Raw genomic sequence first — 23902 nt, forward strand, 5'->3', positions numbered from 1 at the left:
CGTTTAAACCATTGTTATCAACAGATGTTAATTTCTATTGTTAACAAGACGCAATACTATTTTTATATTAGTAGCAACCATATTTGAAATCAAATGCAGAAAAAATACTTTTTTATTCCGCTATTATTAGCTGGCGGCTTAACAGCGGGCTATGGGCAGACAAGCAAATTAGTAACGCTTAATAAGAATTATCAGACCGGACTCGAACTTTTAAATAACGAAAAATATGTAGCAGCTGCACAACAATTTAGGTTAGTAGAGCAAGCCAGGGATAAACCTAGCACCCAGCAGGAAAGCAATGCAGAACTATCAATTCTTAAAGAAAATGCAAAATTTTATGCCGCAGTGTGTGCGTTGGAACTTGGAAACTCTGATGCAGAAAGTCTTTTCCAAAACTTCATAAAAGAATATCCATTAAATGCTAACACAAAGCTGGCTTACTTTCATGTAGGTAAATCATATTTCGCCCAAAAGAACTATACTAAGGCATTAGAGTGGTTTGAAAAAACAGACCCTTCTACCCTTTCCGCAAAGCAAAGAATCGAATATCAATTTAAACAAGGGTATTCTTATTTTGAATTAAACAATATTGAAAAAGCAGAACCGCTTTTTGAAATTGTTAAAAAAGATGAATCACCTTTTCAGGAAAGTGCAACTTATTATTTTGCTTATATCAACTACTTAAACAAAGAGTATAAAACAGCTTTAAGCAATTTCGAAAAATTAAAAGGATCTCCAACGTATGAAGCAAGTTATCCTTATTACATAACTTCAATGTATTACCTGGATGAGCGTTATGATGACGTGATTAGTTATGCAGTGCCTATTCTGAGAACTTCCAAACAACAATATGAAGCAGACATGTTAAGTCTGATTGCGGCCTCTTACTTCGCGAAATCAGATTACATAAACGCAGAAAAGTACTTTGCTGAATTCTATTCAAAAGACAAATCGAACATTAAGAACAATCTTTTTACCTATCAATACGGTTACGCGCTATTTCAATTGAAGAAATATTCACAGTCAGTATCTGTTTTAGAAAAACTGAGTGCCGACGATATCTATCTTCAAAGCGGTATGTATACGTTGGGGCGTTCCTTTATCGAACTAAAAAGTAAAGAAAAAGCAAGAAGCGCTTTCTTCAGAGCTTCAAGGTTAGATTTTGATAAATTTATTCAAGAAGAATCATGGATTAATTACGCAAGACTAAGTTACGAACTGGATTTTAACCAGCAGGCATTAGAAGCCACTCAAAATTTTTTAAAGCAATTTCCTACCTCAAGAAAAGTTAATGAAGCAAAAACCCTACTGGGCGAAATTTTGCTGACTAGTAAAAATTACCAGGCTGCCATAGACATATTGGAACCAATCCAAAACAAATCTGCAGAAGCCAAGGAAGCTTACCAAAAAGTAACCTACTTCAGAGGTTTGGAATTTTATAACGAACGTGCGTTTCCCAATGCCTTATCTATGTTTTTGCGATCAGAGAAATTTCCACAGGATGAGGAAATACTGGCTTTGAGTACCTATTGGAAAGCAGAAGCTTCTTATGAACTCAGGAAATTTGGCGAAGCGGTAACTCATTTTGAAACGTTTCTGGACATGCCGGGTGCTCAGAAAACAGGGGTATATAATTTCGCGAATTATGCGCTAGCCTATTCTGCCTTTGAAGATGAGAAATACAGCAAGGCAGCTAACTATTTCGAGAAATTCCTAAACGGGAACGACAAAGATCAAAAAACTGTAAATGATGCGATCATTAGACTTGCAGACTCCTATTTTGTGAGCAAGAGCTACGGAAATGCCCTTGTAAATTACAATAAGATTATTGCCAGCAAAGCTACAGGCGAAGATTATGCATTGTTTCAGCGAGGTATGATTCAAGGTTTGGACAATCAGAACGATGCAAAAATTGCGACCATGCAAGACCTGCTTAAACAATTTTCAAACTCTAACTATGCTGACGATGCTGGCTTTGAAACTGCGTATACCTATTTTAACAAGGGAGACTTTGAAAAGTCGAAGTCTGACTTAATCAGCCTGGTAAGTAAGTACCCAAACAGCAGCTATGTTCCTAGAGCGCTGGTAACCATCGGCTTAGTTCAATACAATCAAGATAAAGACGACGAGGCACTGGAATCCTTTAAAAAAGTAATTAGAGAATATGCAAGTTCTGAGGAAGCAAAGCAAGCACTAGAGTCTATCAAAAACATTTATGTTGACAGAGGAGATTCAGAAGGATTTATTGCCTATGCTAACTCAACTCCACTCGGAAATTATTCTATGGCTGAGCAAGATAATATCGTTTTTCAGGCCGCAAATAACAGGTATTTGAAAGGCGATTTCAAAGGGGCTTTCGAAGCAGTTAATGCTTATTTCGATAAATTTCCAAAAGCTATACATGATAAGGAAGCGAAATTTGTTAGGGCCGAGTCGCTGGTAAAACTTGACCGCCCACTGGAAGCAGTACCAGATTATGAATTTATCTTAAATGACTGGACAAGTGACTACACTGAAAGATCGTTGGTTAGCATCTCAAAGTTGTTCCTGGATCAGAAAAAATACAACGAAGCAATCGTATACCTTAAAAGGCTGGAGACCACTGCAGACTATAAATCACACTACAGCTATGCCATCAACAATCTATTAAAAGCGTATGACGCGCTTAATATGCCGGATGACATGGTCAAGTATGTGCAGCTTATTAAAGAATCTGAAAAAGGTTCGCAGGAAGAAAAAAATAGCGCAGATCTATATGCCGGGAAAGCCTATCTGTTGAAAGCAGATACTGCGATGGCTATTAAGTCGTTCAACAATGTAGTTGCGAAAACGAAAACGATAGCAGCTGCAGAGGCAAAATATAACCTGGCTGCCCTTCAATATGCCAAAGGCGATTTTAAAACCTCAACAAAAACATGTTTTGACCTGATCAATAATATGCCATCTTACGATTATTGGGTGGCCAAATCATTTATACTACTTTCAGATAATTATGTGGCTTTAAAAGACAACCTTCAAGCAAAAAGCACATTATTAAGTATCATAGACAACTATGATGGTAAAGATGATATTATTCCTATCGCTAAAGAGAAATTACAAAAAATTAAATAAGATGAGATTAACCAATCTAACATATATAACCATTATAAGCCTAACCACGCTAACTTTTACGGCCAGGGCGCAGGACACAAAAAAAGTTGAGGAAAAGGTCGTAACAGAAGAAATCGAGGTAGTAAGGCCTTATAAACCTGTACTGGCAGAAGCAGTGAAGCTCAGGAGAAGCCCAGATCTGAACGACGTAAAGACATATAAGGCCAAATTTAATTACAGTTTAACCGATCGTAAATTAGATTTAAACTCAGACATCAATAAGCTACAGGCTCAACAAGTTGCAGATGAGAAAAAAGCCGAGCTAATCAATAATTATGTTAAAGGTGGGTTTGGAAGTGCAAAGACCATATTTGGAGAAGCTTATGTAAATATTGGAGATGATCCGGCGCTGCAGGCTGGTGCATTTTTTCAACATTTCAGCCAATCTGGCAAAATAAATAAACAACAATCTGATCAGCAAAAGCTGAGTGCTTTTGGAAGAAGTATCGGTGATGCGTATACCCTAAATGGAAAAATAACTTTTCAGAGAAACGGAATGTATTTCTATGGAATAGATCCCGCTAACGCAGCTCAAAACCTTAACCCTGAAAAGCAAGTCCTAAATTACTTTGAGGCCGAAGGTGAGATTGTAAATAAATTTACGGACGATCCTGATGCATTAAGCTACGCAGCTAAAGTAAATGGCTACCTATGGAGTGATAAATTCAACGCCAATGAAAATTCAATTGTGCTAAATGGTTATTTGAACAAACGCATCAGTAGTTTCAACCTTGGTTTAGCCGCATCAACAGAATTTGGTAGCACTAAAGATTCAATTGCAAGCGTTGGAAACAACCTCTTAAAATTGAATCCATACATTCGCCTGCAGGCCAAAGGTGTTAGAATAAATGCAGGTATAAATTTCGTTCAGGAATTTGGAGCATTTTCATCAACCAGGATATTCCCAGCAGTTACGGCAGATTTCACCCTTATACCAGACTACCTCCAAATATTCGGAGAGGTTAAAGGTGATGTGAACCGTAACTCCTTGAAACAATTTACAGATGAAAATCCATTTCTAAATAGCAACATCACCATCAGAAATTCTTTTGAAAAGCTTAGCATAAGCGGTGGGATCAAAGGAACGGGTGGGCCAGGCTTTGGGTATAAAGCAAGATTTTACCATAAGTCTATCGAAGATATGCCGCTCTTCGTTAACAACTTCTATAAGCCAAATAAATTCGATGTTATTTACGATTATGGAACTATGAAACTCAACGGATTAGAAGGCGAGCTGTCAGTTCAGGTTAGTGATGCTTTGAAATGGACAGGAAAAGTAAACTTTGATGATTACGCTCCAGCTGCAGAGACACAAAGCTGGTTTAAGCCGCTCCTGCGCGTTAGTTCTGATTTAATGTACAACATTACCAAAGAACTAACACTCAATGCTTCTGTAGCTATACAAGATGACAGCAAAGCGAAGTTATATACTACCGCTCCGGCAAATCCTTATCTTGTTCCTATCCCGGCACAAGAAACAGTAACCACCGTGAAGGGATTTGTAGACCTAGGTGTAGGTGCTAATTATAAGATAAATAACAAATTCTCTGCATTTGCAAGAGCCAACAACCTGTTAAATTCAACTTACAGTAGATATTTATATTATGAAGTTATTGGTCTGAACATATTTGGCGGAATCAGTTATTCCTTCTAACAGGTTTGAATTATTAGTTGGTTGGTATGGAATTATAATTTATTTTTACAAAAATGGATATCTCATCATACCTTAAAGTATTATTAAAAACCCAAAAAGAAGTTGGAGTTGCGGGCTTGGGCACATTTTTTAAAAAGAAAATAGCGGGTAGGTATGATAGCGAATCTCATTCATTTATCCCACCCAATTACCTATTAAGCTTTACCACAGATGTTTCAGAAGACACATTATTAAGAGATTATATCTGTAAGAAAAGAAATATTTCGGCAGAATCGGCAGATTATTTCATAAATGGCTTCGCGCAAGATATCAATGGTCAAATTGATCAACATGAGAAAGCAATCCTGGCTGAACTGGGTACAATCACCAAAAATAACGGTGAATGGATAATCGAAAAAACAGAAAATGAATCAGCAGATTTCGGTTTTTATGGCCTGCCACCAATTTCTGAAAGTGTTGCTGAGGCGAACACTGAGGTTAATGATGAGATTGACTACCCATCACAAACACAAGATACATCAGAATTAGAAGATCAATTAATCGAAGAGGAACCTCAGAAAATTTTTGAAAGCGAAACATTCACACCCGAAACGTCCATTGAAGATACAACAGGCCAAAAAACTTCATCACACGAAACGACGACCGAAGATTTAACCACACTGGAAAGTGATGATCAGGAAGTTTATGAAGAAATTTCAGAACAACCCCCAGTTGAATACCGTCCAATTAGCGATGAAACACAAGTCGACTCAGAAAATCACTTTTCTGGACAACCAGCTATTATTGAAACAGCTGAAACATTAGAGGAAACTGAAATTCCCGAAAGTGCAAATACAGAAACAGAGAGTGATGAAATCCCATTAGTTCCAACTAAAACAGTTGAAACAAATCAAGCTATAGATTCTTTAGAAGAGAAGCAAAAAGTTATTAAAGCTGACGCAGCTAATATTTGGCATTTCGACCGTGCAAATTCATCACCAAAAACCGTTAAAAATGACCCTGTTTCAGGATCGGATGGTCAAGGTATTGCAACTTGGCTGAAAATTCTGATTGGATTTTTGATATTGGTTGTTGCCGTTGTAGCACTGTATCTATTAAAACCTTCAATTTTTCAATCTGGTCCGGCAAAAGTAGTTAAGACTGCAACGGTCAAAACTTCTCCACCGGTCTCAAAACCAATTGTAGTAGATACCATATCTAAAGTGGATACCATAAAAGTTTCTACACCAGCTATAGACACTTTGAAAACTACGGTTCCTGTCGACTCTGCTACAACATGGGAAATAATTGGCGCTTCGTTAACAAAAAAAGAAGTAAAACAATATATCGCTGAGATGAAGGCAAAAGGTATTGTTGCAAAGCCCATACCCGGATTACCCGGACGCAGAATACATATGAGCATTGCAACCTTCAATGATGAAAAAAGTGCAAGGGAGGCTCGAAAAGTATTAGTCAAAAAATTAAGAGACGACGAGCTCTACGTACAGGAAAATAAACACACATACAAACCATTATAACATGATTTTATTATTACAAGGTGCTACGGATACGGCTACCAAACTTCTTGATTCAGCAAATAACCTTACTCAGCCAATCGCAACGGCACCACCGGAACTTCATTTTATAGACCTGCTATTTAAAGGGGGTTGGGTAATGATCCCGCTGGCACTTCTTGCTTTTATGGGCTTGGTCATTTTCGTTGAGCGCTACATCACCATTAGAAAAGCATCGAAAAATGAGTCTAATCTGATGCTTCAGATCAAACAGTACATACATGATGGCAGACTAGATAACGCCATCGCATTGTGCAAGAACAATAACTCCCCACTGGCCAGAATGTTGGAGAAAGGTCTGAAAAGAATTGGTCGTCCAATCAAAGATATCGAGGCAGCAATAGAGAACAATGGGAAGCTTGAAGTATCCAAATTAGAAAAGAATATTGGCATATTGGGTATCGTTGCCGGTATAGCTCCCATGTTAGGTTTCGTGGGTACTATTATTGGAGTGATTACTATATTCCATGATGTGTCCATAAAAGGTGCAATTGAAATCGGAACTATTTCTGGTGGACTTTATACTAAAATGATTACATCGGCAACAGGTTTAATAATCGGTATCATTTCATACGTATTGTACCATATCCTAAATATGATGGTTGAACGCATCATTTTAAGAATGGAAACTGACGCGATTGAATTTATTGATTTATTAGAGGAGCCAGGAAAATAATGAATTTACGCAAAAGAAATAAAGCAACAGTAGAGGTGCATACCTCTGCGCTGAATGACATCATGTTCTTCCTGATGCTGTTCTTCCTTTTGGCTTCCGCTGTAGTGAATCCAACCGTAGTTAAATTGCTGCTTCCACAATCTTCCAGTGGCCAACAATCCACTGCTAAAAAAGCCGTTACAGTAACAATAGATGAAAATCTGAAGTACACGATAGATAAAAAACCAGTAACCATAGAAGAACTTGAGCCAGCATTAGCAGCTTATCAAAAAGTAGCCCCAGATCTGACCATTCTTTTATATGTTTCAAGGAATGTGACCTATCAAGAGGGTTTCGTTGTAAATGATATTGCTAACAAATTAAAATTGAAACTTGTTGTAGCCGTAGAACCTAAAAAATAATGAACTATAGAGCTCAAAATGTACCTGAAGAAAACAATTATCCCAAAGCAATTGCTATTGCCAGCGGGATAATGGCCTTTCTTTTATTAATTAGCTTTTTTATCGTCATTGGATCATTCCAACCAGTGGAAGAAGCAGGTATGGGTGGTATGGTTGTAAATTATGGAACCTCAAAAGAAGGTATGGGGGATGACTACACCAGTATTGAAGAACCCTCTTCAGATCCTAATGCCAATGGGAAAGCACCGGATAAAGTTACGCCGGAAGACAAAGTGACCCCCACTACTTCCAGTGAAAATAGTGATAAAGCAATTCAAACTCAAAATACAGATGACGCAATTGCGGTAAATACGAAGCCAACCAAAGCAAACAATACCACTCCTACTCCTGTTACGGAAGACAAACCTTCCAAACCGGTAATTAATCAAAATGCGCTTTACAAGGGCAAAAAGAATACCGGTCAGGGCCGAGGCGACGGAACTGGTAGCACGCCAGGAAATCAAGGTGATCCAGATGGAGATCCTAATGCATCCAATTATGGTGAAGGTGGATCAGGTTTTGGAGAAACCCCTATCGACCTCAGAAAGTTTACTGACCTCGTATTACCACAAGATGATGGACAAAAAACTGGTAAGGTTGCTGTTCGCATCAAAGTTAATAGAAGTGGCCAGGTTTTGGATGCTACTCCCGGTGTTAAAGGCACTACCTTGAACGACAGGGAACTATGGCAAAAATGCAAAGATGCTGTCATGAAGGCGCGTGTTACCCAATCAGAAGGTGGGCCGGATGTTCAACTGAAAGTAGTCATATTCTATTTCAAGGTAAAATAACCTACCGTTTTTACAGGCTGAGTAATGGATTATAAAACTACAATCGAATACTTGTATGAAAGACTACCTATGTTCACCAGAATTGGTGCAGTAGCTTTCAAAAAAGATCTTCACAACACAATAGCGTTATGTAACGCATTAGGAAACCCTGAAAATAAATTCAAGTCTGTACACATCGCCGGTACCAATGGAAAAGGCTCAACCTCCCATATGCTGGCTGCTATTTTTCAACAGGCAGGATACAAGACTGGACTTTACACCTCCCCCCATTTAAAGGACTTCAGAGAACGCATCAAAATTAACGGTGTGATGGTTACGGAAAATTTTGTCGTAGAATTTGTTACACACCAAAAGGCACTAATTGAAGAACTAAATCCTTCTTTTTTTGAAGTCACAGTAGCCATGGCTTTCTCCTATTTTGAAAAAGAACAGGTAGATATCGCAATAATTGAAGTTGGCCTGGGTGGACGATTGGACTCCACCAACATTATAAATCCAGAACTTTCTGTGATCACTAATATCAGCCTTGACCACACCAATATCCTGGGAAATACTATAACAGAGATTGCTTCAGAGAAGGCTGGAATCATCAAATCCAGTGTGTCGATCGTTATTGGCGAGCACGACACTGAAGCAGATCCAGTATTCATAAATAAAGCAGCAGAGACACAAAGTGCAATTAATTTCGCATCGGGAGATCTAAAAGTGATTGATATAAAACCTAATGCAGAGCTATTGCAACTGTCAGTCGCTAATGATGATGGTATCTTATATAAAGACCTATTACTTGATCTAACTGGTTCCTACCAACAAAAAAATCTACTTACAGTTTTAAAAGCAATAGAACTTCTTAATTCAAAAGGATTTCCTGTTGATGAGTCTGCAATCAGAAATGCACTTAGAAACGTAAAGTCTTTAACTGGACTCCAGGGAAGATGGCAAATACTGGGAAGTCATCCACTTATCATATGCGACACTGGGCATAACCAAGCAGGTATTCAAGAAGTAGTAAAAAATATTAAGGCCACGCCATACGATAAACTTCATATGGTAATTGGAATGGTTAAGGACAAAGACATCAGTGGTGTACTCCAACAATTGCCAATAGAAGCAACCTACTACTTTTGTCAGCCACATTTGGAGCGCGCACTCCCTGCAATCGAACTTATGGAAAGTGCAAAGATGTTTAATCTGAATGGTGATTCATACCAATCTGTTTCCAAAGCTTTAGAAGCTGCAAAAGCGAATGCTGGTGAAAAAGACCTGATATTTGTTGGAGGAAGCACATTTGTAGTAGCGGAAATACTATAATATCTTTACACAAAATTAAACATGGAGTTAAGGTAAGTAACTACCTTTAAATCCATTATAAGACCTAATAGATGAGAAAAAGATTAGCATTTTTTTTTATACTTTCATGCATGATCAGCACTGCAGGTGTTGCGCAATCGAAAAAGACCATTACAACCACTAAAACATTTCCAGCCAATGTTGCCCGTCCAAAACTGGTTATTGGCATGGTGATAGACCAAATGCGTTGGGACTATTTGTACAGGTATTACAATAGATATTCAAACGGTGGCTTTAAACGACTAATAAATGAAGGATTTTCTGCAGAGAATACTTTCATTCCCTATACACCAACATATACCGCCTGCGGTCATGCAAGCATATATACCGGCTCGGTACCCGCATTAAATGGAATAATAGGTAATGATTGGTATGACAGGCAATTAAAGAGAAACATTTATTGCGCTGAGGACACTTCAGTTACCAGCGTAGGAAGCAATACGACTGCCGGAAAGATGTCTCCTAAAAACTTATTGGTAACCACTATTACAGATGAACTCCGCCTGGCCACTAACTTTAAAAGTAAGGTGATCGGAATTTCCCTTAAAGACAGAGGTTCAATTATGCCTGCCGGTCATTCTGCAAATGCTGCATACTGGTACGATGGTCAAACAGGCGATTGGATTACGAGCACCCATTACATGACGGAACTTCCTTCATGGCTTGCAGACTACAATAAAATAAAATTGGCCAATAAGTTCTACGATAAAAACTGGAATACACTTTACCCGTTGAATACCTATGCTCAAAGTACAGCCGACAATAAAGTTTATGAAGGTAAGGCCAGAGGTGAAGAAACACCTACTTTTCCACACCCCCTGAAGCTATACATTGGTAAAAATTACGACATCATTAGAAGCACACCCTATGGAAATACCATGACTTTAGATTTGGCAAAGCTTGCCATACTATCCGAAAATCTTGGTAAAGGTGAAGCGACCGACTTTCTCGCCGTGAGCTGCTCTTCAACAGATTATGTTGGTCACCAATACGGTCCGAACTCTATTGAGGCCGAAGACACTTATTTAAGATTAGATAGAGATCTAGAGGAGTTTTTCAATTACCTGGATAAAACTATTGGAAAAGGGAACTACCTATTCTTTTTATCCGCAGATCACGGTGCAGCGCATGTTCCTGGCTTCATGGAAGAAAATAAATTACCTGGCGGGCTTTATAGTGATTCTCAGGTAATTAAATCATTGAACACGCTGATTGAAGATAAATTTAAAGTGAAGAAAGCTATCATCACATCCACCAACAGTCAGCTTTACTTTGATCACGAAGCGATTAAAGATGCAAAAGCAGACTTTACTGCAATAAAAGCATTATCAATTGAAATGCTTAGAAGAGAAGATGCAGTAATGGATGCATTTGATCTGGAAAAATTAGCAACAGAAACTATCCAGGAGCAAATTAAAAAAGCAGTTACCAACGGTTACAACGCCAAAAGGAGTGGAGATGTTTATTATGTACTAAAATCCAACTATTTTGGTGGAGGTAAAACAGGAACCACACATGGCTCCTGGAATCCATATGACTCCCATATCCCATGTGTATTTATGGGTTGGCACGTTAAACCAGGTAAAACCAACAAGACTCATTACATGACAGATATTTCCGCAACTTTAGCGGCTATGCTTCAAATTCAAATGCCTAGCGGTTGTGTTGGAGAGCCAATCACCGAATTGACAAATCAACAGTAAACTTATAAATGGTAAAAATAATAAAGCCGTTTTGAGCATATCAAAACGGCTTTATTAGTATCAATAAATTATTCTAATTAACTGTGTATCCAGCTAAATTTATACTCCATGGTAGGATTATTCATTCGCTCCGCAACACGTAATAACCTGTTCGGTAACGCCATAATGTAGTCTCTTGCTTTCTCTCCAGCTTCATTAAGATCACGCATGCTTTCCAGCTTCCATTCCTCTATTAATTGTTGCATGATCTCTACATAATCAACCGCAGTGTAAACACCGAGACGTTGAGCAGCATCAGTAAAATGACCAAATGTTTGACCGATCTTCATACCCATTTCTCTTAAAAAGTGTGCTGGCATCACAATCTTCTTTCTCATCATATCTTCGAAAGCGATCATAGCTTCATTAGGATCAACCTCGAAAATCTTACTCATAAAATCTTTATAAGCTTTAGCATGACGAGCCTCATCAGAAGCAATTAACCCACACATCTTTGAAAGCAGCACATCTCCATCTTTCTTGGCAAGTGATGCCACCCTTCTGTGAGAAATATTCGTAGCTAACTCTTGAAAGCTGGTATATATAAAGTTTCTGTAGGGATCATGTCCGGTACCTATATCAAAACCATCAGCAATTAGATATTGGGTAGATATTTCCATCTGCCTCATATCAACCCTGCCAGATAAATAAAGATATCTATTTAATAAATCACCGTGCCTGTTTTCTTCAGCAGTCCAATGACGAACCCACTTCATCCAGCCGCCTTCTTCATTCCTGGTAATTCCATCAACCATGCTTAACCAAGACTCGTAAGTCGGTAAAGCCTCTTCTGTAATGGTATCACCAATCAACACCGCTACAAGATCATAAGATAGATCTCTGGCATTTTCACGTAAAAGCTTTATATCCTGGAAAAAAGTATCACTGGTAGAATCTGGCAAAAAATCAGATGGCTGCCAATTTGTGTCAATTGGCTTCAAGTATGTGCCCATCATATCAAGCATATAATTCTCTATGTGTAGCATCACTTCCCTTCTTTTCTCTGCGAAAAAGCTCATTGTTATCCCGTTTTAAATTTGTATCAAATATATCAAAACTTTCGCAGAAAGCAGATGCTTAACTGAATGTTAATTAGGTATTATGCTTTTAAACGGCTTGATTTAACATTTACATTGACCAAATTGGATCAAAACTGTCCAGATTTTTGTTTACATCCTGTTTGCAGGAAGTGGGTGTGCATGTATTGGGGCCGGTGCAGCGGCAGAGATTTTGTTTTGAGGTTAGAGGTGTTTGATTTTGGTTTATGTTATAAACAAGAATACCCTGTAGTTTTCACTACAGGGTATCTTTAAGATCTGGCACCGACCTACTCTCCCACGTGTTACCGCAGTACCATCGGCTCTGGTGGGCTTAACTTCTCTGTTCGGAATGGGAAGAGGTGGACACCACCGATATAGGCACCTGAATATTTTAAATGTTTAGCAGTTAGTATTTAGATTTTACTAGTTAGCTAGTATCCGGACGATTTGTCTAAATACTAAGTACTATGTACTAAATACAACAGTAAACAATGACATATTATTGAAAGAAGTTAGTTAGGAAGAACAAACAACAGTTCTATGCTCTTGAAAGCTTCGGATTATTAGTATTACTCGACTTTGATGTCGCCATCTTTACATCTGTAACCTATCAACGTAGTAGTCTGCTACGGTCCTATATGGAATTCTCATCTCGTGGCTAGTTTCGCACTTAGATGCTTTCAGCGCTTATCTATTCCCAGCGTAGCTACTCTGCAATGCCCCTGGCGGAACAACAGATTCACTAGAGGCTAGTCCAACCCGGTCCTCTCGTACTAAGGTCAGCCCCACTCAAAATTCCAACGCCCACAACAGATAGGGACCGAACTGTCTCGCGACGTTCTGAACCCAGCTCGCGTGCCACTTTAATCGGCGAACAGCCGAACCCTTGGGACCTTCTCCAGCCCCAGGATGTGACGAGCCGACATCGAGGTGCCAAACCTCCCCGTCGATATGAGCTCTTGGGGGAGATCAGCCTGTTATCCCCAGCGTACCTTTTATCCTTTGAGCGATGGCCCTTCCATGCAGAACCACCGGATCACTATATCCGTCTTTCGACCCTGATCGACTTGTCTGTCTCACAGTCAAGCAAGCTTATGCTATTGCACTCCTCATACGGTTACCAAGCGTATTGAGCTTACCTTTGAAAGCCTCCGTTACCTTTTTGGAGGCGACCACCCCAGTCAAACTACCCATCAAACAATGTCCTCCATTAGATGGAGTTAGACACCGAATACAGAAAGGGTGGTATTTCAACGTTGACTCCACGACGCCTGGCGACGCCGCTTCATAGTCTCCCACCTATCCTACACATCCTGTATCCAATGTCAATGTTAAATTGTAGTGAAGGTGCATGGGGTCTTTCCGTCCCGTTGCGGGTACCCGGCGTCTTCACCGGGACCACAATTTCACCGAGCTCATGGCTGAGACAGCGCCCAGATCGTTACACCATTCGTGCAGGTCGGAACTTACCCGACAAGGAATTTCGCTACCTTAGGACCGTTATAGTTACGGCCGCCGTTTACTGGGGCTTCGATTCAATGCTTCTCCTTGCGGATGACATCCCCTCTTAACCTTCCAGCACCGGGCAGGTGTCAGGCCTTATACTTCATCTTTCGATTTTGCAAAGCCATGTGTTTTTGTTAAACAGTCGCCTGGGCCTTTTCACTGCGGCTGACATTGCTGCCAGCGCCCCTTCTCCCGAAGTTACAGGGCCATTTTGCCGAGTTCCTTAGCCATGATTCACTCGAGCACCTTAGAATTCTCTTCCCGGATACCTGTGTCGGTTTGCGGTACGGGTTTTTATAACCTGAAGCTTAGCGGTTTTTCTTGGAAGTCTGATTACCTGCGCTATCCACTTACCCGAAGGCTCGCGGTACTATCGGCGTTCAGCTAGGTCTGCGGATTTACCTACAGTCCCAATACCTACAGCCTTTAACGATCTATTCCGTCAGATCGCGGCAGTGTCACTACTCCGTCCCCACATCGCAGTTATAAAAAGTACGGAAATATTAATCCGTTGTCCATCGAATATCCCTCTCGGGTTCTCCTTAGGCCCCGACTAACCCTGATCCGATTAGCGTTGATCAGGAAACCTTATCCTTTCGGTGGGCGGGTTTCTCGCCCGCCTTATCGTTACTTATGCCTACATTTGCTTTTCCAGAAGCTCCACCACAACTTACGTCATAGCTTCGCTGCCGCTGGAATGCTCCCCTACCGTAATATTAATATTACCCATAGCTTCGGTGTACAATTTAATGCCCGTTTATTATCCATGCCCGATCGCTCGACTAGTGAGCTGTTACGCACTCTTTAAATGAATGGCTGCTTCCAAGCCAACATCCTAGCTGTCTATGCAATCGGACCTCGTTAGTTCAACTTAACTGTAACTTGGGGACCTTAGCTGATGGTCTGGGTTCTTTCCCTCTCGGCGCGTGACCTTAGCACCCCGCGCCTCACTGCAGTGTATATTAAATAGCATTCGGAGTTTGTCTGGATTTGGTAGGATTTGACTCCCCCGCACCCAATCAGTAGCTCTACCTCTAGTTAACTTAACCACCACGCTGTTCCTAAAAACATTTCGGGGAGTACGAGCTATTTCCCAGTTTGATTAGCCTTTCACCCCTACCCACAGATCATCCGGAAACTTTTCAACGTTTATCGGTTCGGTCCTCCAGTACGTGTTACCGCACCTTCAACCTGTCCATGGGTAGATCACAAGGTTTCGCGTCTACCTCCCCTGACTATACGCCCTATTCAGACTCGCTTTCGCTTCGGATCCGTGTCTTAAACACTTAACCTTGCCAGAGAAGAGTAACTCGTAGGCTCATTATGCAAAAGGCACGCCGTCACGCCACCTGGACGCTCCGACCGCTTGTAAGCACACAGTTTCAGGTTCTATTTCACTCCCCTGTTCGGGGTTCTTTTCACCTTTCCCTCACGGTACTGGTTCACTATCGGTCTCTCAGGAGTATTTAGCCTTACCGGATGGTGCCGGCAGATTCCCACAAGGCGTCTCCGACCTCGCGGTACTCAGGATACTACTAGACTAATGGTACTTACGTGTACGAGGCTCTCACTCTATATTGCCAGGCTTCCCATCCTGTTCCACTTCATTGCATTATAATCATATCGTAGTCCTACAACCCCACATATGCCGTAACATAAGTGGTTTGGGCTCTTTCCCGTTCGCTCGCCACTACTTAGGAAATCATTATTATTTTCTCTTCCTCTGCTTACTTAGATGTTTCAGTTCGGCAGGTTTGCGTATTATATACGACTAGTCTTCAACTAGCCAGGTTTCCCCATTCGGAAATCACCGGATCAATTCATATTTGCTAATCCCCAGTGCTTATCGCAGCTTATCACGTCCTTCATCGCCTCTGAGAGCCAAGGCATCCCCTGTGTGCTCTTATTTACTTTCTTCTCTCCATAGCCTTTTGCGCCTATGGAAATGCTTTTTTTGATCATTGTTAACTCTTTACGAACAAAATACATAGTACATAACTGCCACTAACTTCCCTGTCCGGATAAATCCTTCTGTTCAGTACATCGTAACGTGTACATAACTGTTTCTTCTGTCCAAGCTAACAACCTATCTATTGTTGTTTGCTCTTCTTTTTTAACTTCTTCCAATATGTCAAAGAACTTTTCAATCCCGGGTCGGCTGTTGCCAGTTTCCCTATTTCTGTACCTTTTATATTAAGTACCGGTGATGGTGGAGAATAACGGAGTCGAACCGTTGACCTCCTGCGTGCAAGGCAGGCGCTCTAGCCAGCTGAGCTAATCCCCCTTAAGATTCAATATGTAGTCCCGAGCAGATTTGAACTGCTGACCCCTACATTATCAGTGTAGTGCTCTAACCAAACTGAGCTACGGGACTAATTGTCTTTACTGCAGTATGAGAACACTATGTGATGTTTCATCCTATGGGTTTTCTTTTTTGAGATCTTGTGTCATTTATATCATTTTACGTAGCGAGTAGTCAATCCTACTCCAGAAAGGAGGTATTCCAGCCGCACCTTCCGGTACGGCTACCTTGTTACGACTTAGCCCCAGTTATCGGTTTTACCCTAGGACGCTCCTTGCGGTTACATACTTTAGGTACCCCCAACTTCCATGGCTTGACGGGCGGTGTGTACAAGGCCCGGGAACGTATTCACCGCGTCATTGCTGATACGCGATTACTAGCGAATCCAACTTCAAGAGGTCGAGTTGCAGACCTCTATCCGAACTGTGAATGGCTTTTTGAGATTTGCTTGCTGTTACCAGCTTGCTGCCCTCTGTACCATCCATTGTAGCACGTGTGTAGCCCCGGACGTAAGGGCCATGATGACTTGACGTCGTCCCCTCCTTCCTCTCTGTTTGCACAGGCAGTCTGTTTAGAGTCCCCACCTTAACGTGCTGGCAACTAAACATAGGGGTTGCGCTCGTTGCGGGACTTAACCCAACACCTCACGGCACGAGCTGACGACAGCCATGCAGCACCTAGTTTCGTGTGATTGCTCACTGATCTATCTCTAAATCATTCACTAACTTTCAAGCCCGGGTAAGGTTCCTCGCGTATCATCGAATTAAACCACATGCTCCTCCGCTTGTGCGGGCCCCCGTCAATTCCTTTGAGTTTCACCCTTGCGGGCGTACTCCCCAGGTGGAATACTTAACGCTTTCGCTTAGCCGCTAACTGTATATCGCTAACAGCGAGTATTCATCGTTTAGGGCGTGGACTACCAGGGTATCTAATCCTGTTTGATCCCCACGCTTTCGTGCCTCAGCGTCAATAAAACCATAGTAAGCTGCCTTCGCAATCGGTGTTCTGTGACATATCTATGCATTTCACCGCTACTTGTCACATTCCGCCTACCTCTAGTTCATTCAAGCTCATCAGTATCAAAGGCACTGCGATGGTTGAGCCACCGTCTTTCACCCCTGACTTAATAAGCCGCCTACGCACCCTTTAAACCCAATAAATCCGGATAACGCTTGGATCCTCCGTATTACCGCGGCTGCTGGCACGGAGTTAGCCGATCCTTATTCCTTCGGTACATTCAGCTTCCTACACGTAGAAAGGTTTATTCCCGAATAAAAGCAGTTTACGACCCAGAGGGCTGTCTTCCTGCACGCGGCATGGCTGGTTCAGAGTTGCCTCCATTGACCAATATTCCTTACTGCTGCCTCCCGTAGGAGTCTGGTCCGTGTCTCAGTACCAGTGTGGGGGGTCATCCTCTCAGATCCCCTAGTCATCGTCGCCTTGGTGGGCCGTTACCCCGCCAACTAGCTAATGACACGCATGCCCATCTTATTCCTATAAATATTTGATCATTACTCAATGCTGAGCTGTGATTTTATGCGGTGTTAATCCGAATTTCTTCGGGCTATCCCCCTGAATAAGGTAGGTTGCATACGCGTTACGCACCCGTGCGCCACTTTTCGATTAGTGCAAGCACCAATCTATCGTTCGACTTGCATGTATTAGGCCTGCCGCTAGCGTTCATCCTGAGCCAGGATCAAACTCTCCATTGTAAAATGTGTTGTTTGAACGCTGACCATTCTTAACTTAATTAATAATAGTCTTTATTCTATTTGTATTGTCTGATAGAAATTAACTCTAAAATAATAGCACTGGTATCATGTACTTTGAATCAGCACTCTCTTACCTCGCTACGCTATAAATGACATCTCTTTAATGAACTTGTCGGAATCTCCTCGCGGTTCTCCCTTCTATATCTTATAAACATGATCCCTGTGTTTCTGCAAGGTCTTTATCATCCCCGCATCTGTTTAAAATCACATCCTTTCAATCTTTGTTATACTTACCAGACTCCGTCCGGTAAATCCCCGTTTTGTTGGGACTGCAAAGGTAAGAATCTTTTTGATCTTGTCAAGCTTTTTTTAATCTTTTTTTTAAAGTCCTTTAAAACCCTAAAACAAATAACTCAACAATCTCAATCCCTTACCCCAGCTTATCAATGTACTAATCCCTAACTACCCCAATCATTCTTATCCTTCCCTCCGTAGCGGGTTGCAAAAGTAGAAAAAATTTCAACCACACCAAACATTTATATCAACTAATTTGTTAACCTCAGCTAACACCCTAATAAACAACAAGAAAAAGTTGAACCCAGTGGTGTGCCTATACCACCGGCAGCAAAAGGCGTAATAAAAACAAGGGATTTGCAACGGGTCAGTAACGGGTTAGTAACGGGTCTGCAACGGCTCAAGCCGTCCCAAACCCATTTAAAAGCCCTTTTTTATCCAAAATCATGACTACGTGTATTTAAAGGCAGGTAAACCGTGACCTTTCTAACTGCAAAGGATCTGTATTTGACAATTTTTCAGAAATATAGAAGCAGTGAAATTCATCACGATGTTCAATATAAAATTAAATCACTAAACTGTATATTTATTTCAGGACAAGACATGTTAAGTTTTTACCAACCTCAAAAACTGCAAAGCGTTTCCAGTATCGGACATAATGTAAACTTATGTCAGTACAGGACAGACGGACAAGACACGAGTTGCAGTATAGGTTGGTTAGTCGTTGGTAGGTCCTTGGTAGGTCCTTGATTAATCTTTCACTCGACTGAAGACGAGCCAATAGCTAAGCAATGACTTATCAATATCATAGGATTAAAAGACTAATACATAACCCATAGCGAAGGAACAACAATGCCAGATAGCATTTTAGTGATTTTGGAGAATGTTTAGAGGAGTTAATAGATTACCTAATGCTCGGGGTACGCACCTTTAACCAAGTAAATTTAATTTTCCCTACCTTCATAGGCATAATATATATCATATGAAACTTCTGTTAACGTTACTCGGCATATTTATATTCGCTACCATATTATCATTCATAGGATGCTATGAAATATTTACTTGGTTTCTTGAGTGTATACCTGCCTTTCTGGGCGTACTTGTATTGATACTAACCTATAAAAAATTCAGATTCAGCAACTTTACTTACATCATCATCCTAATTCATTGTATCATACTCATCGTTGGTGGACATTATACCTATGCAAAAGTCCACTTATTTGATTGGATCAAAGAAATCTTCCATCAATCAAGGAACAACTATGATAAGGTTGGGCATTTCGCACAAGGCTTTGTCCCTGCACTCATCATCAGGGAAATATTCATGAGAAAAAATGTGGTGAACGGCAAAAAGTGGTTAGGTTTCATTATTGTAAGCATAGCCTTGGCAATAAGTGCTTTTTATGAACTAATTGAATGGTTCGTTTCCGTAAATACGGGAGAATCCGGTGATGCGTTTTTGGGAACACAGGGCTACATCTGGGACACCCAATCTGATATGTTAACTGCGCTCATAGGGGCTACCGTTTCAATTTTATTATTCGCAAAGATCCAAGACAAGTCTATAGCGCAATTAACAGCTAAATAAATCCAGCGGCTACGGACTAACGGTCTCTATTTCTGAACCTTCGTCTGGTTTATCTTGTTCCGCAGGCTCGTCCTCCTGTTTGTCGCTTTCTGGTTGACCATGAATCTCCTCACTTTCAACAGCCTTTTCATTAGTTGAACCTTGCTGATTGGGCATTACTTCAGCTTTCCGATCATTAGGCTGTCCGTCCTTTTCTGTGTCAGGGGTAACTGTTTCTATATTCAAATGTAGATCTTTTGAGTTTTCCATTGTAATCGGGTTTGTACCTATATATACTACTGTAACACCAAAATTGTTTTAGTACATACAAGCGCAATAGTTACTCAACTATAAAATTTAACTAAATAAGTTACTTTTGAATAGATGGAAGACAAAATATCAGTAAAGCACCTAAAGGCTATAATTGGCGGATCAGCAGGAAATCTGGTCGAATGGTACGATTGGTATGCTTATTCAGCTTTTGCCATTTATTTTTCGGCTTCCTTTTTTCCCAAGGGAGATGCAACAGCGCAACTATTAAACACAGCAGGGATATTTGCACTTGGATTTTTAATGAGGCCGCTAGGCGGCTACCTATTTGGGCGGCTTGCCGACAGACTTGGTCGCAAACAGGCCATGACAATGTCGGTTTTACTGATGTCTTTTGGCTCTTTAATGATAGCCCTTACCCCCAATTACCACACCATCGGAATATTTGCACCTATATTATTACTTACCGCCCGATTATTACAAGGACTTAGTGTTGGTGGAGAGTATGGTGTATCCGCAACATATCTAAGCGAAATGGCTACAAAGAACAGGCGTGGCTTTTATTCTAGTTTTCAATATGTAACTTTAATTGGCGGACAATTGCTGGCACTTGCCGTACAGTTGGTGTTACAAAAAGTTTTTCTAACTGATCAGCAGCTAATAGTCTGGGGTTGGAGATTGCCTTTCGTGATTGGAGCTATCTTATCTATTGTAGCTTTATATCTCCGGAATAATCTAGAAGAAACAGCCGCATTCTCCAATCAAAAGGCAAAGGGCGAAAATAAAAAAGGCACGCTTGGAGAACTAGGCAAACATCCAAAAGCCATAATTACAGTTATAGGGCTTACGCTGGGTGGCACGTTGGCGTTCTATACTTATACTACATACATGCAAAAGTTCCTGGTTAATACCGTTCACTTAACCAAGGAGCAATCTACTTTAATGTCATTTGTTACCTTGCTTATTTTTGCTTCTTTACAGCCATTGTTTGGGGCACTATCTGATAGAATCGGTCGTAGGCCTTTGTTAATTGGGTTCGGGATTCTGGGAACATTATTCACCGTGCCACTACTAACCGCCCTAAGTAATACAGACTCCCAATGGATGGCCTTTTTTCTGCTAATTGCGGGTTTAGTAATTGTTAGCGGTTATACCAGTATCAATGCAATAGTTAAAGCTGAATTGTTTCCAGCAGAGGTACGGGCCCTTGGGGTTGGTCTTCCTTACGCATTAACTGTAGCTATTTTTGGAGGAACTGCAGAATACATCGCCCTATGGCTCAAAGGAATTGGGCATGAGCCGTATTACTATTGGTATATTACTGGATGCATTTTCCTATCGCTAATGGTGTATGTGTTTATGAAAGATACACGTAAGAATTCTTCCCTTAATGATGATCCGCATTAATCTCGGCATACTTAGGTTTTGAAAACTAATCTCCGGGTTGGTATTCAAATGGTAGCTGGTCGCCGATTCTCTTCCTACCCCAAAAGCCTTGTATATAAAAACTCCTATAATCTACATAGCTCCCCTTTTTATCAATAACGGCGTTTGTCAGATAGAGCTGCATGATGGAGCCATTTTTCCCCATTTCTTTGGTAATTGATTCTTGCTTTGAGGTTTCGTCCTCAACTGAAGCGGCTTTAACATCGTGAATTATGTAGAGTCGCTGTTTAAATTTCATCTCCACAAAATTGCTGTCAACGGTAAAGAGAAATTGCTCCATGTTGACTGGATTTGGATCCAGCGTTAAAGGTTCCACTCTATTGGTAATGTTATAGGTTAAAAAACCTTCTTCTCTGGTTGTATTTAAATAAAGTGACCTTAAGTAATGCATTAATGATCCTTCATAAGCTTTTTTTCGATTTACCTTCCATTGCGCCTGCTGCCTTTCGTCGCCTTGCATATTCTCAAAAATCGATTCACCATCATAGCTGGTGATACCTGTACCACTGTTAAAACGGAAATTCCGTAACAAGTACTTAATGTTGTAACCAAGATTTCGATTCTCTATCAACAGGAAGTCGCTGGTAGTGGCTTCCAGCAAAGTCTTTTTTGTGCTAAAGTCCAGTAACTCGGTGTTTAGTATCTTGCAATTGCGGGCATTCTCAGATTCACCAAGAAAATTCTTAATAAAGGTTTTAACTTGAGCGGCCCGTCCTGAACCATCTCCAATCATAACTTCGGCAAGCACTATTTGCTTTTCAGATAAGGCAATGCTTATGGCTACAGATTTATCCTGAATGATTACATTTTGTTTAACTGATGCAAATCCAATCATATTGACAACTACTTCGTACGTCCCGGGGTTGACTTTTGGAAAAATAAAATTACCCTGAGCATCAGTCTTAGTTATCTGTTTGGAGCCATTTATGAAAACGGTTGCGGATTCAATTGGCTTGCCATCCGTAGTTTTCACCGTTCCAGAAATATTAAAAGATGTTTGTGCTTGAGTGGCGACAGACAGGAAAACCAATACCATTACACGTAAGACCATTCTCATAGCTTAAATAATATTATTAACCCAGCCATTGTAATAGCTGCGAAAAACGTGCTTAAAAAGTTGACCAAATTATTACCTGCGTTACCTTTTCTTTCCAACCAGGCGCCTAAAAATGAGTCGGTTATATTACCTAAAAATCCGGATAAAGTTATTAGGATCGCCATTTTACTGAAACCTGAAAATGCAAAGCCAACTAGTAAAGCACCTATAAAACCAATCAGTGTTCCTTCCAGGCTCACCACTCCGTCTAAACCGCGCAGATCTTTTTTAAAGGTAAGCACATTGAAAAAACGGCTGCCGTACACCGTACCGAGCTCAGAAGATAGGGTATCACTAAGAGCCGCGGCCAAACTAGCGCTCATCATTGCAAGAAATAATTGGGCATGTAAAGGAAAAATTAAAGCGCTGATTGCCATAATCCCTGCCATCCCGCCATTTGCAAAAACCTGTCCAATTGTTCTACCATCTGGATTGCCAGGATCTGTCTCATATTTGGCCTTAAATTGCTTTTTGTGACTCGTTGCGATAACGCTCAAAATAAAAAAAAGTAACAATGAAAATATACCCGTTAGATCAGCAGCAAGGTAAACTATCATTCCGATAACCGCAGCAAGTGCGGATGCAGCTGGAGTAAGTTTCTTTGTTTTAACACAGGCTATAACAGAAACCAATAACAATACGGCAGTAAAAATCTCCTTTGTTGCCATGGTCAGTGCTATACTCTTTTCAAATCTGGCGACCAGTTTATTATTGATTTCTTGATTTGATCAGCAGAAAGCCCTTCGCTAATGGCTTTATTCACCAGTTCGGGTAATTCTTCATCCGGAGCAAAGCGGAGCGCTGCTATTTGTCCGAATGTTAACCTATCTTCAATCAGTTCGAATCTTTCTTTAGTAAGCACATAATACCTAAATCTCATCTCCAACACGACAATACGGTTTTGAAGAACCAATGCATAATGCTGTCTAAGCATGTAAGACAGCCAGCCGAGCATGAGCAGCAACACTACCATAAAAATCCAGATCAAATGATTTTCGCCAGAAAATGCCTGATAAGCAGCAAATGCAATTAAAAAACCTAAAATGGGGTAGAAAACAAAATGATGAGGGATGTAGAAGCGAATATGATTTTTATAGTTCTGCATTAGTGGCTTTTTTATTAAAGGTACAAAAATCTTTAGTTCGCGATTATCCGGGTAAATAAAAACCCGGAAGATAAATCCTCCGGGTCTTTTCCCGTTCCCCTCTTTTCCGTCTCACGTGTGTAATCACCCTCACCTCTCTTTTCAAAACCAATCGTCGTCTCACCCGCTTCTGTTTAACAAACGATAGAATTCTATTAACAGATGTGGG

At 40.7% G+C, this 23902-nt stretch carries 15 protein-coding genes, 2 tRNA genes and 3 rRNA genes; 10 read left to right on the plus strand and 10 right to left on the minus strand.

What is annotated here, in order from left to right:
* Window positions 1-93 precede the first annotated feature (93 nt).
* The 8 genes from ACXZ1K_RS17540 to pafA all read left to right on the plus strand — a co-directional run bounded on the left by ACXZ1K_RS17540 (window position 94) and on the right by pafA (window position 11317).
* Window positions 94-3111, plus strand: coding sequence for a tetratricopeptide repeat protein (locus ACXZ1K_RS17540; RefSeq protein WP_458970983.1), 3018 nt, complete (start codon window positions 94-96; stop codon window positions 3109-3111).
* Window position 3112: 1 nt separating this feature from the next.
* Entirely contained in the window at window positions 3113-4804 is a 1692-nt protein-coding gene (locus ACXZ1K_RS17545) for a TonB-dependent receptor (protein WP_458970984.1), read from the plus strand.
* A 53-nt stretch (window positions 4805-4857) separates the two neighbouring features.
* On the plus strand, window positions 4858-6321 hold the full coding sequence (locus ACXZ1K_RS17550; RefSeq protein WP_458970985.1) for a hypothetical protein: 1464 nt from the start codon (window positions 4858-4860) through the stop codon (window positions 6319-6321).
* Between the two features lies 1 nt (window position 6322).
* Window positions 6323-7033, plus strand: a complete 711-nt coding sequence (locus ACXZ1K_RS17555) for a MotA/TolQ/ExbB proton channel family protein (RefSeq protein WP_458970986.1) — start codon at window positions 6323-6325, stop codon at window positions 7031-7033.
* Complete coding sequence (locus tag ACXZ1K_RS17560) at window positions 7033-7434, plus strand: ExbD/TolR family protein (RefSeq protein WP_458970987.1); 402 nt, start codon at window positions 7033-7035, stop codon at window positions 7432-7434. Before ACXZ1K_RS17555 ends, ACXZ1K_RS17560 begins: the two co-directional genes overlap by 1 nt.
* A complete protein-coding gene (locus ACXZ1K_RS17565) occupies window positions 7434-8264 on the plus strand; it encodes an energy transducer TonB (protein WP_458970988.1) in 831 nt (276 codons plus the stop codon). Before ACXZ1K_RS17560 ends, ACXZ1K_RS17565 begins: the two co-directional genes overlap by 1 nt.
* Before the next feature lie 24 nt (window positions 8265-8288).
* A complete protein-coding gene (locus tag ACXZ1K_RS17570; RefSeq protein WP_458970989.1) occupies window positions 8289-9575 on the plus strand; it encodes a bifunctional folylpolyglutamate synthase/dihydrofolate synthase in 1287 nt (428 codons plus the stop codon).
* A 71-nt stretch (window positions 9576-9646) separates the two neighbouring features.
* Window positions 9647-11317, plus strand: a complete 1671-nt coding sequence (gene pafA, locus ACXZ1K_RS17575) for an alkaline phosphatase PafA (RefSeq protein WP_458970990.1) — start codon at window positions 9647-9649, stop codon at window positions 11315-11317.
* Window positions 11318-11394: 77 nt separating this feature from the next.
* Here pafA and ACXZ1K_RS17580 read toward each other — a convergent pair whose 3' ends face one another.
* The 6 genes from ACXZ1K_RS17580 to ACXZ1K_RS17605 all read right to left on the minus strand — a co-directional run bounded on the left by ACXZ1K_RS17580 (window position 11395) and on the right by ACXZ1K_RS17605 (window position 17916).
* Window positions 11395-12375, minus strand: a complete 981-nt coding sequence (locus ACXZ1K_RS17580) for an acyl-ACP desaturase (RefSeq protein ID WP_458970991.1) — start codon at window positions 12373-12375, stop codon at window positions 11395-11397.
* 295 nt (window positions 12376-12670) lie between these two features.
* Window positions 12671-12782, minus strand: a 5S ribosomal RNA gene (gene rrf / locus ACXZ1K_RS17585).
* A gap of 158 nt (window positions 12783-12940) precedes the next feature.
* Window positions 12941-15819 (minus strand): 23S ribosomal RNA (locus ACXZ1K_RS17590).
* Between the two features lie 290 nt (window positions 15820-16109).
* A tRNA-Ala gene (locus ACXZ1K_RS17595) sits at window positions 16110-16186 on the minus strand.
* A gap of 15 nt (window positions 16187-16201) precedes the next feature.
* Window positions 16202-16276 (minus strand) — tRNA-Ile (locus ACXZ1K_RS17600).
* Window positions 16277-16393: 117 nt separating this feature from the next.
* Window positions 16394-17916, minus strand: a 16S ribosomal RNA gene (locus ACXZ1K_RS17605).
* The 16S, 23S and 5S rRNA genes sit together here with 2 tRNA genes alongside, the layout of an rRNA operon.
* 1276 nt (window positions 17917-19192) lie before the next feature.
* Between ACXZ1K_RS17605 and ACXZ1K_RS17610 the strand changes: the two genes are divergently transcribed.
* The gene (locus tag ACXZ1K_RS17610; protein WP_458970992.1) at window positions 19193-19798 is read left to right on the plus strand and encodes a DUF2238 domain-containing protein; all 606 of its coding nucleotides are present in this window, start codon (window positions 19193-19195) and stop codon (window positions 19796-19798) included.
* Between the two features lie 9 nt (window positions 19799-19807).
* Here ACXZ1K_RS17610 and ACXZ1K_RS17615 read toward each other — a convergent pair whose 3' ends face one another.
* Window positions 19808-20047 (minus strand): hypothetical protein, encoded by a 240-nt coding sequence (locus tag ACXZ1K_RS17615; RefSeq protein ID WP_458970993.1) that lies wholly within the window; start codon window positions 20045-20047, stop codon window positions 19808-19810.
* Between the two features lie 114 nt (window positions 20048-20161).
* Between ACXZ1K_RS17615 and ACXZ1K_RS17620 the strand changes: the two genes are divergently transcribed.
* Window positions 20162-21454, plus strand: coding sequence for an MFS transporter (locus ACXZ1K_RS17620; RefSeq protein ID WP_458970994.1), 1293 nt, complete (start codon window positions 20162-20164; stop codon window positions 21452-21454).
* A 25-nt stretch (window positions 21455-21479) separates the two neighbouring features.
* On the opposite strand, the gene ACXZ1K_RS17625 is transcribed toward ACXZ1K_RS17620, so the two are convergent.
* From ACXZ1K_RS17625 to ACXZ1K_RS17635, 3 genes are read right to left on the minus strand one after another with little or no spacing between them, the layout of a single operon-like run.
* Window positions 21480-22544, minus strand: a complete 1065-nt coding sequence (locus ACXZ1K_RS17625; protein ID WP_458970995.1) for a carboxypeptidase-like regulatory domain-containing protein — start codon at window positions 22542-22544, stop codon at window positions 21480-21482.
* 2 nt (window positions 22545-22546) lie between these two features.
* The gene (locus ACXZ1K_RS17630) at window positions 22547-23257 is read right to left on the minus strand and encodes a DUF92 domain-containing protein (protein ID WP_458970996.1); all 711 of its coding nucleotides are present in this window, start codon (window positions 23255-23257) and stop codon (window positions 22547-22549) included.
* A gap of 8 nt (window positions 23258-23265) precedes the next feature.
* Entirely contained in the window at window positions 23266-23694 is a 429-nt protein-coding gene (locus tag ACXZ1K_RS17635) for a DUF6526 family protein (protein ID WP_458970997.1), read from the minus strand.
* Between the last annotated feature and the right edge of the window lie 208 nt (window positions 23695-23902).

The organism is Pedobacter jaeyakensis, assembly GCF_054461315.1.

Bases quoted from the DNA above. Each gene is read 5' to 3' on its own strand.
- ACXZ1K_RS17555 (WP_458970986.1), top strand. From the start codon at position 6,323: ATGATTTTATTATTACAAGGTGCTACGGATACGGCTACCAAACTTCTT.
- pafA (WP_458970990.1), top strand. From the start codon at position 9,647: ATGAGAAAAAGATTAGCATTTTTTTTTATACTTTCATGCATGATCAGC.
- ACXZ1K_RS17580 (WP_458970991.1), bottom strand. From the start codon at position 12,375: ATGAGCTTTTTCGCAGAGAAAAGAAGGGAAGTGATGCTACACATAGAG.
- ACXZ1K_RS17565 (WP_458970988.1), top strand. From the start codon at position 7,434: ATGAACTATAGAGCTCAAAATGTACCTGAAGAAAACAATTATCCCAAA.
- ACXZ1K_RS17560 (WP_458970987.1), top strand. From the start codon at position 7,033: ATGAATTTACGCAAAAGAAATAAAGCAACAGTAGAGGTGCATACCTCT.
- ACXZ1K_RS17635 (WP_458970997.1), bottom strand. From the start codon at position 23,694: ATGCAGAACTATAAAAATCATATTCGCTTCTACATCCCTCATCATTTT.
- ACXZ1K_RS17610 (WP_458970992.1), top strand. From the start codon at position 19,193: ATGAAACTTCTGTTAACGTTACTCGGCATATTTATATTCGCTACCATA.
- ACXZ1K_RS17540 (WP_458970983.1), top strand. From the start codon at position 94: ATGCAGAAAAAATACTTTTTTATTCCGCTATTATTAGCTGGCGGCTTA.
- ACXZ1K_RS17630 (WP_458970996.1), bottom strand. From the start codon at position 23,257: ATGGCAACAAAGGAGATTTTTACTGCCGTATTGTTATTGGTTTCTGTT.
- ACXZ1K_RS17545 (WP_458970984.1), top strand. From the start codon at position 3,113: ATGAGATTAACCAATCTAACATATATAACCATTATAAGCCTAACCACG.
- ACXZ1K_RS17620 (WP_458970994.1), top strand. From the start codon at position 20,162: ATGGAAGACAAAATATCAGTAAAGCACCTAAAGGCTATAATTGGCGGA.
- ACXZ1K_RS17615 (WP_458970993.1), bottom strand. From the start codon at position 20,047: ATGGAAAACTCAAAAGATCTACATTTGAATATAGAAACAGTTACCCCT.
- ACXZ1K_RS17625 (WP_458970995.1), bottom strand. From the start codon at position 22,544: ATGGTCTTACGTGTAATGGTATTGGTTTTCCTGTCTGTCGCCACTCAA.
- ACXZ1K_RS17550 (WP_458970985.1), top strand. From the start codon at position 4,858: ATGGATATCTCATCATACCTTAAAGTATTATTAAAAACCCAAAAAGAA.
- ACXZ1K_RS17570 (WP_458970989.1), top strand. From the start codon at position 8,289: ATGGATTATAAAACTACAATCGAATACTTGTATGAAAGACTACCTATG.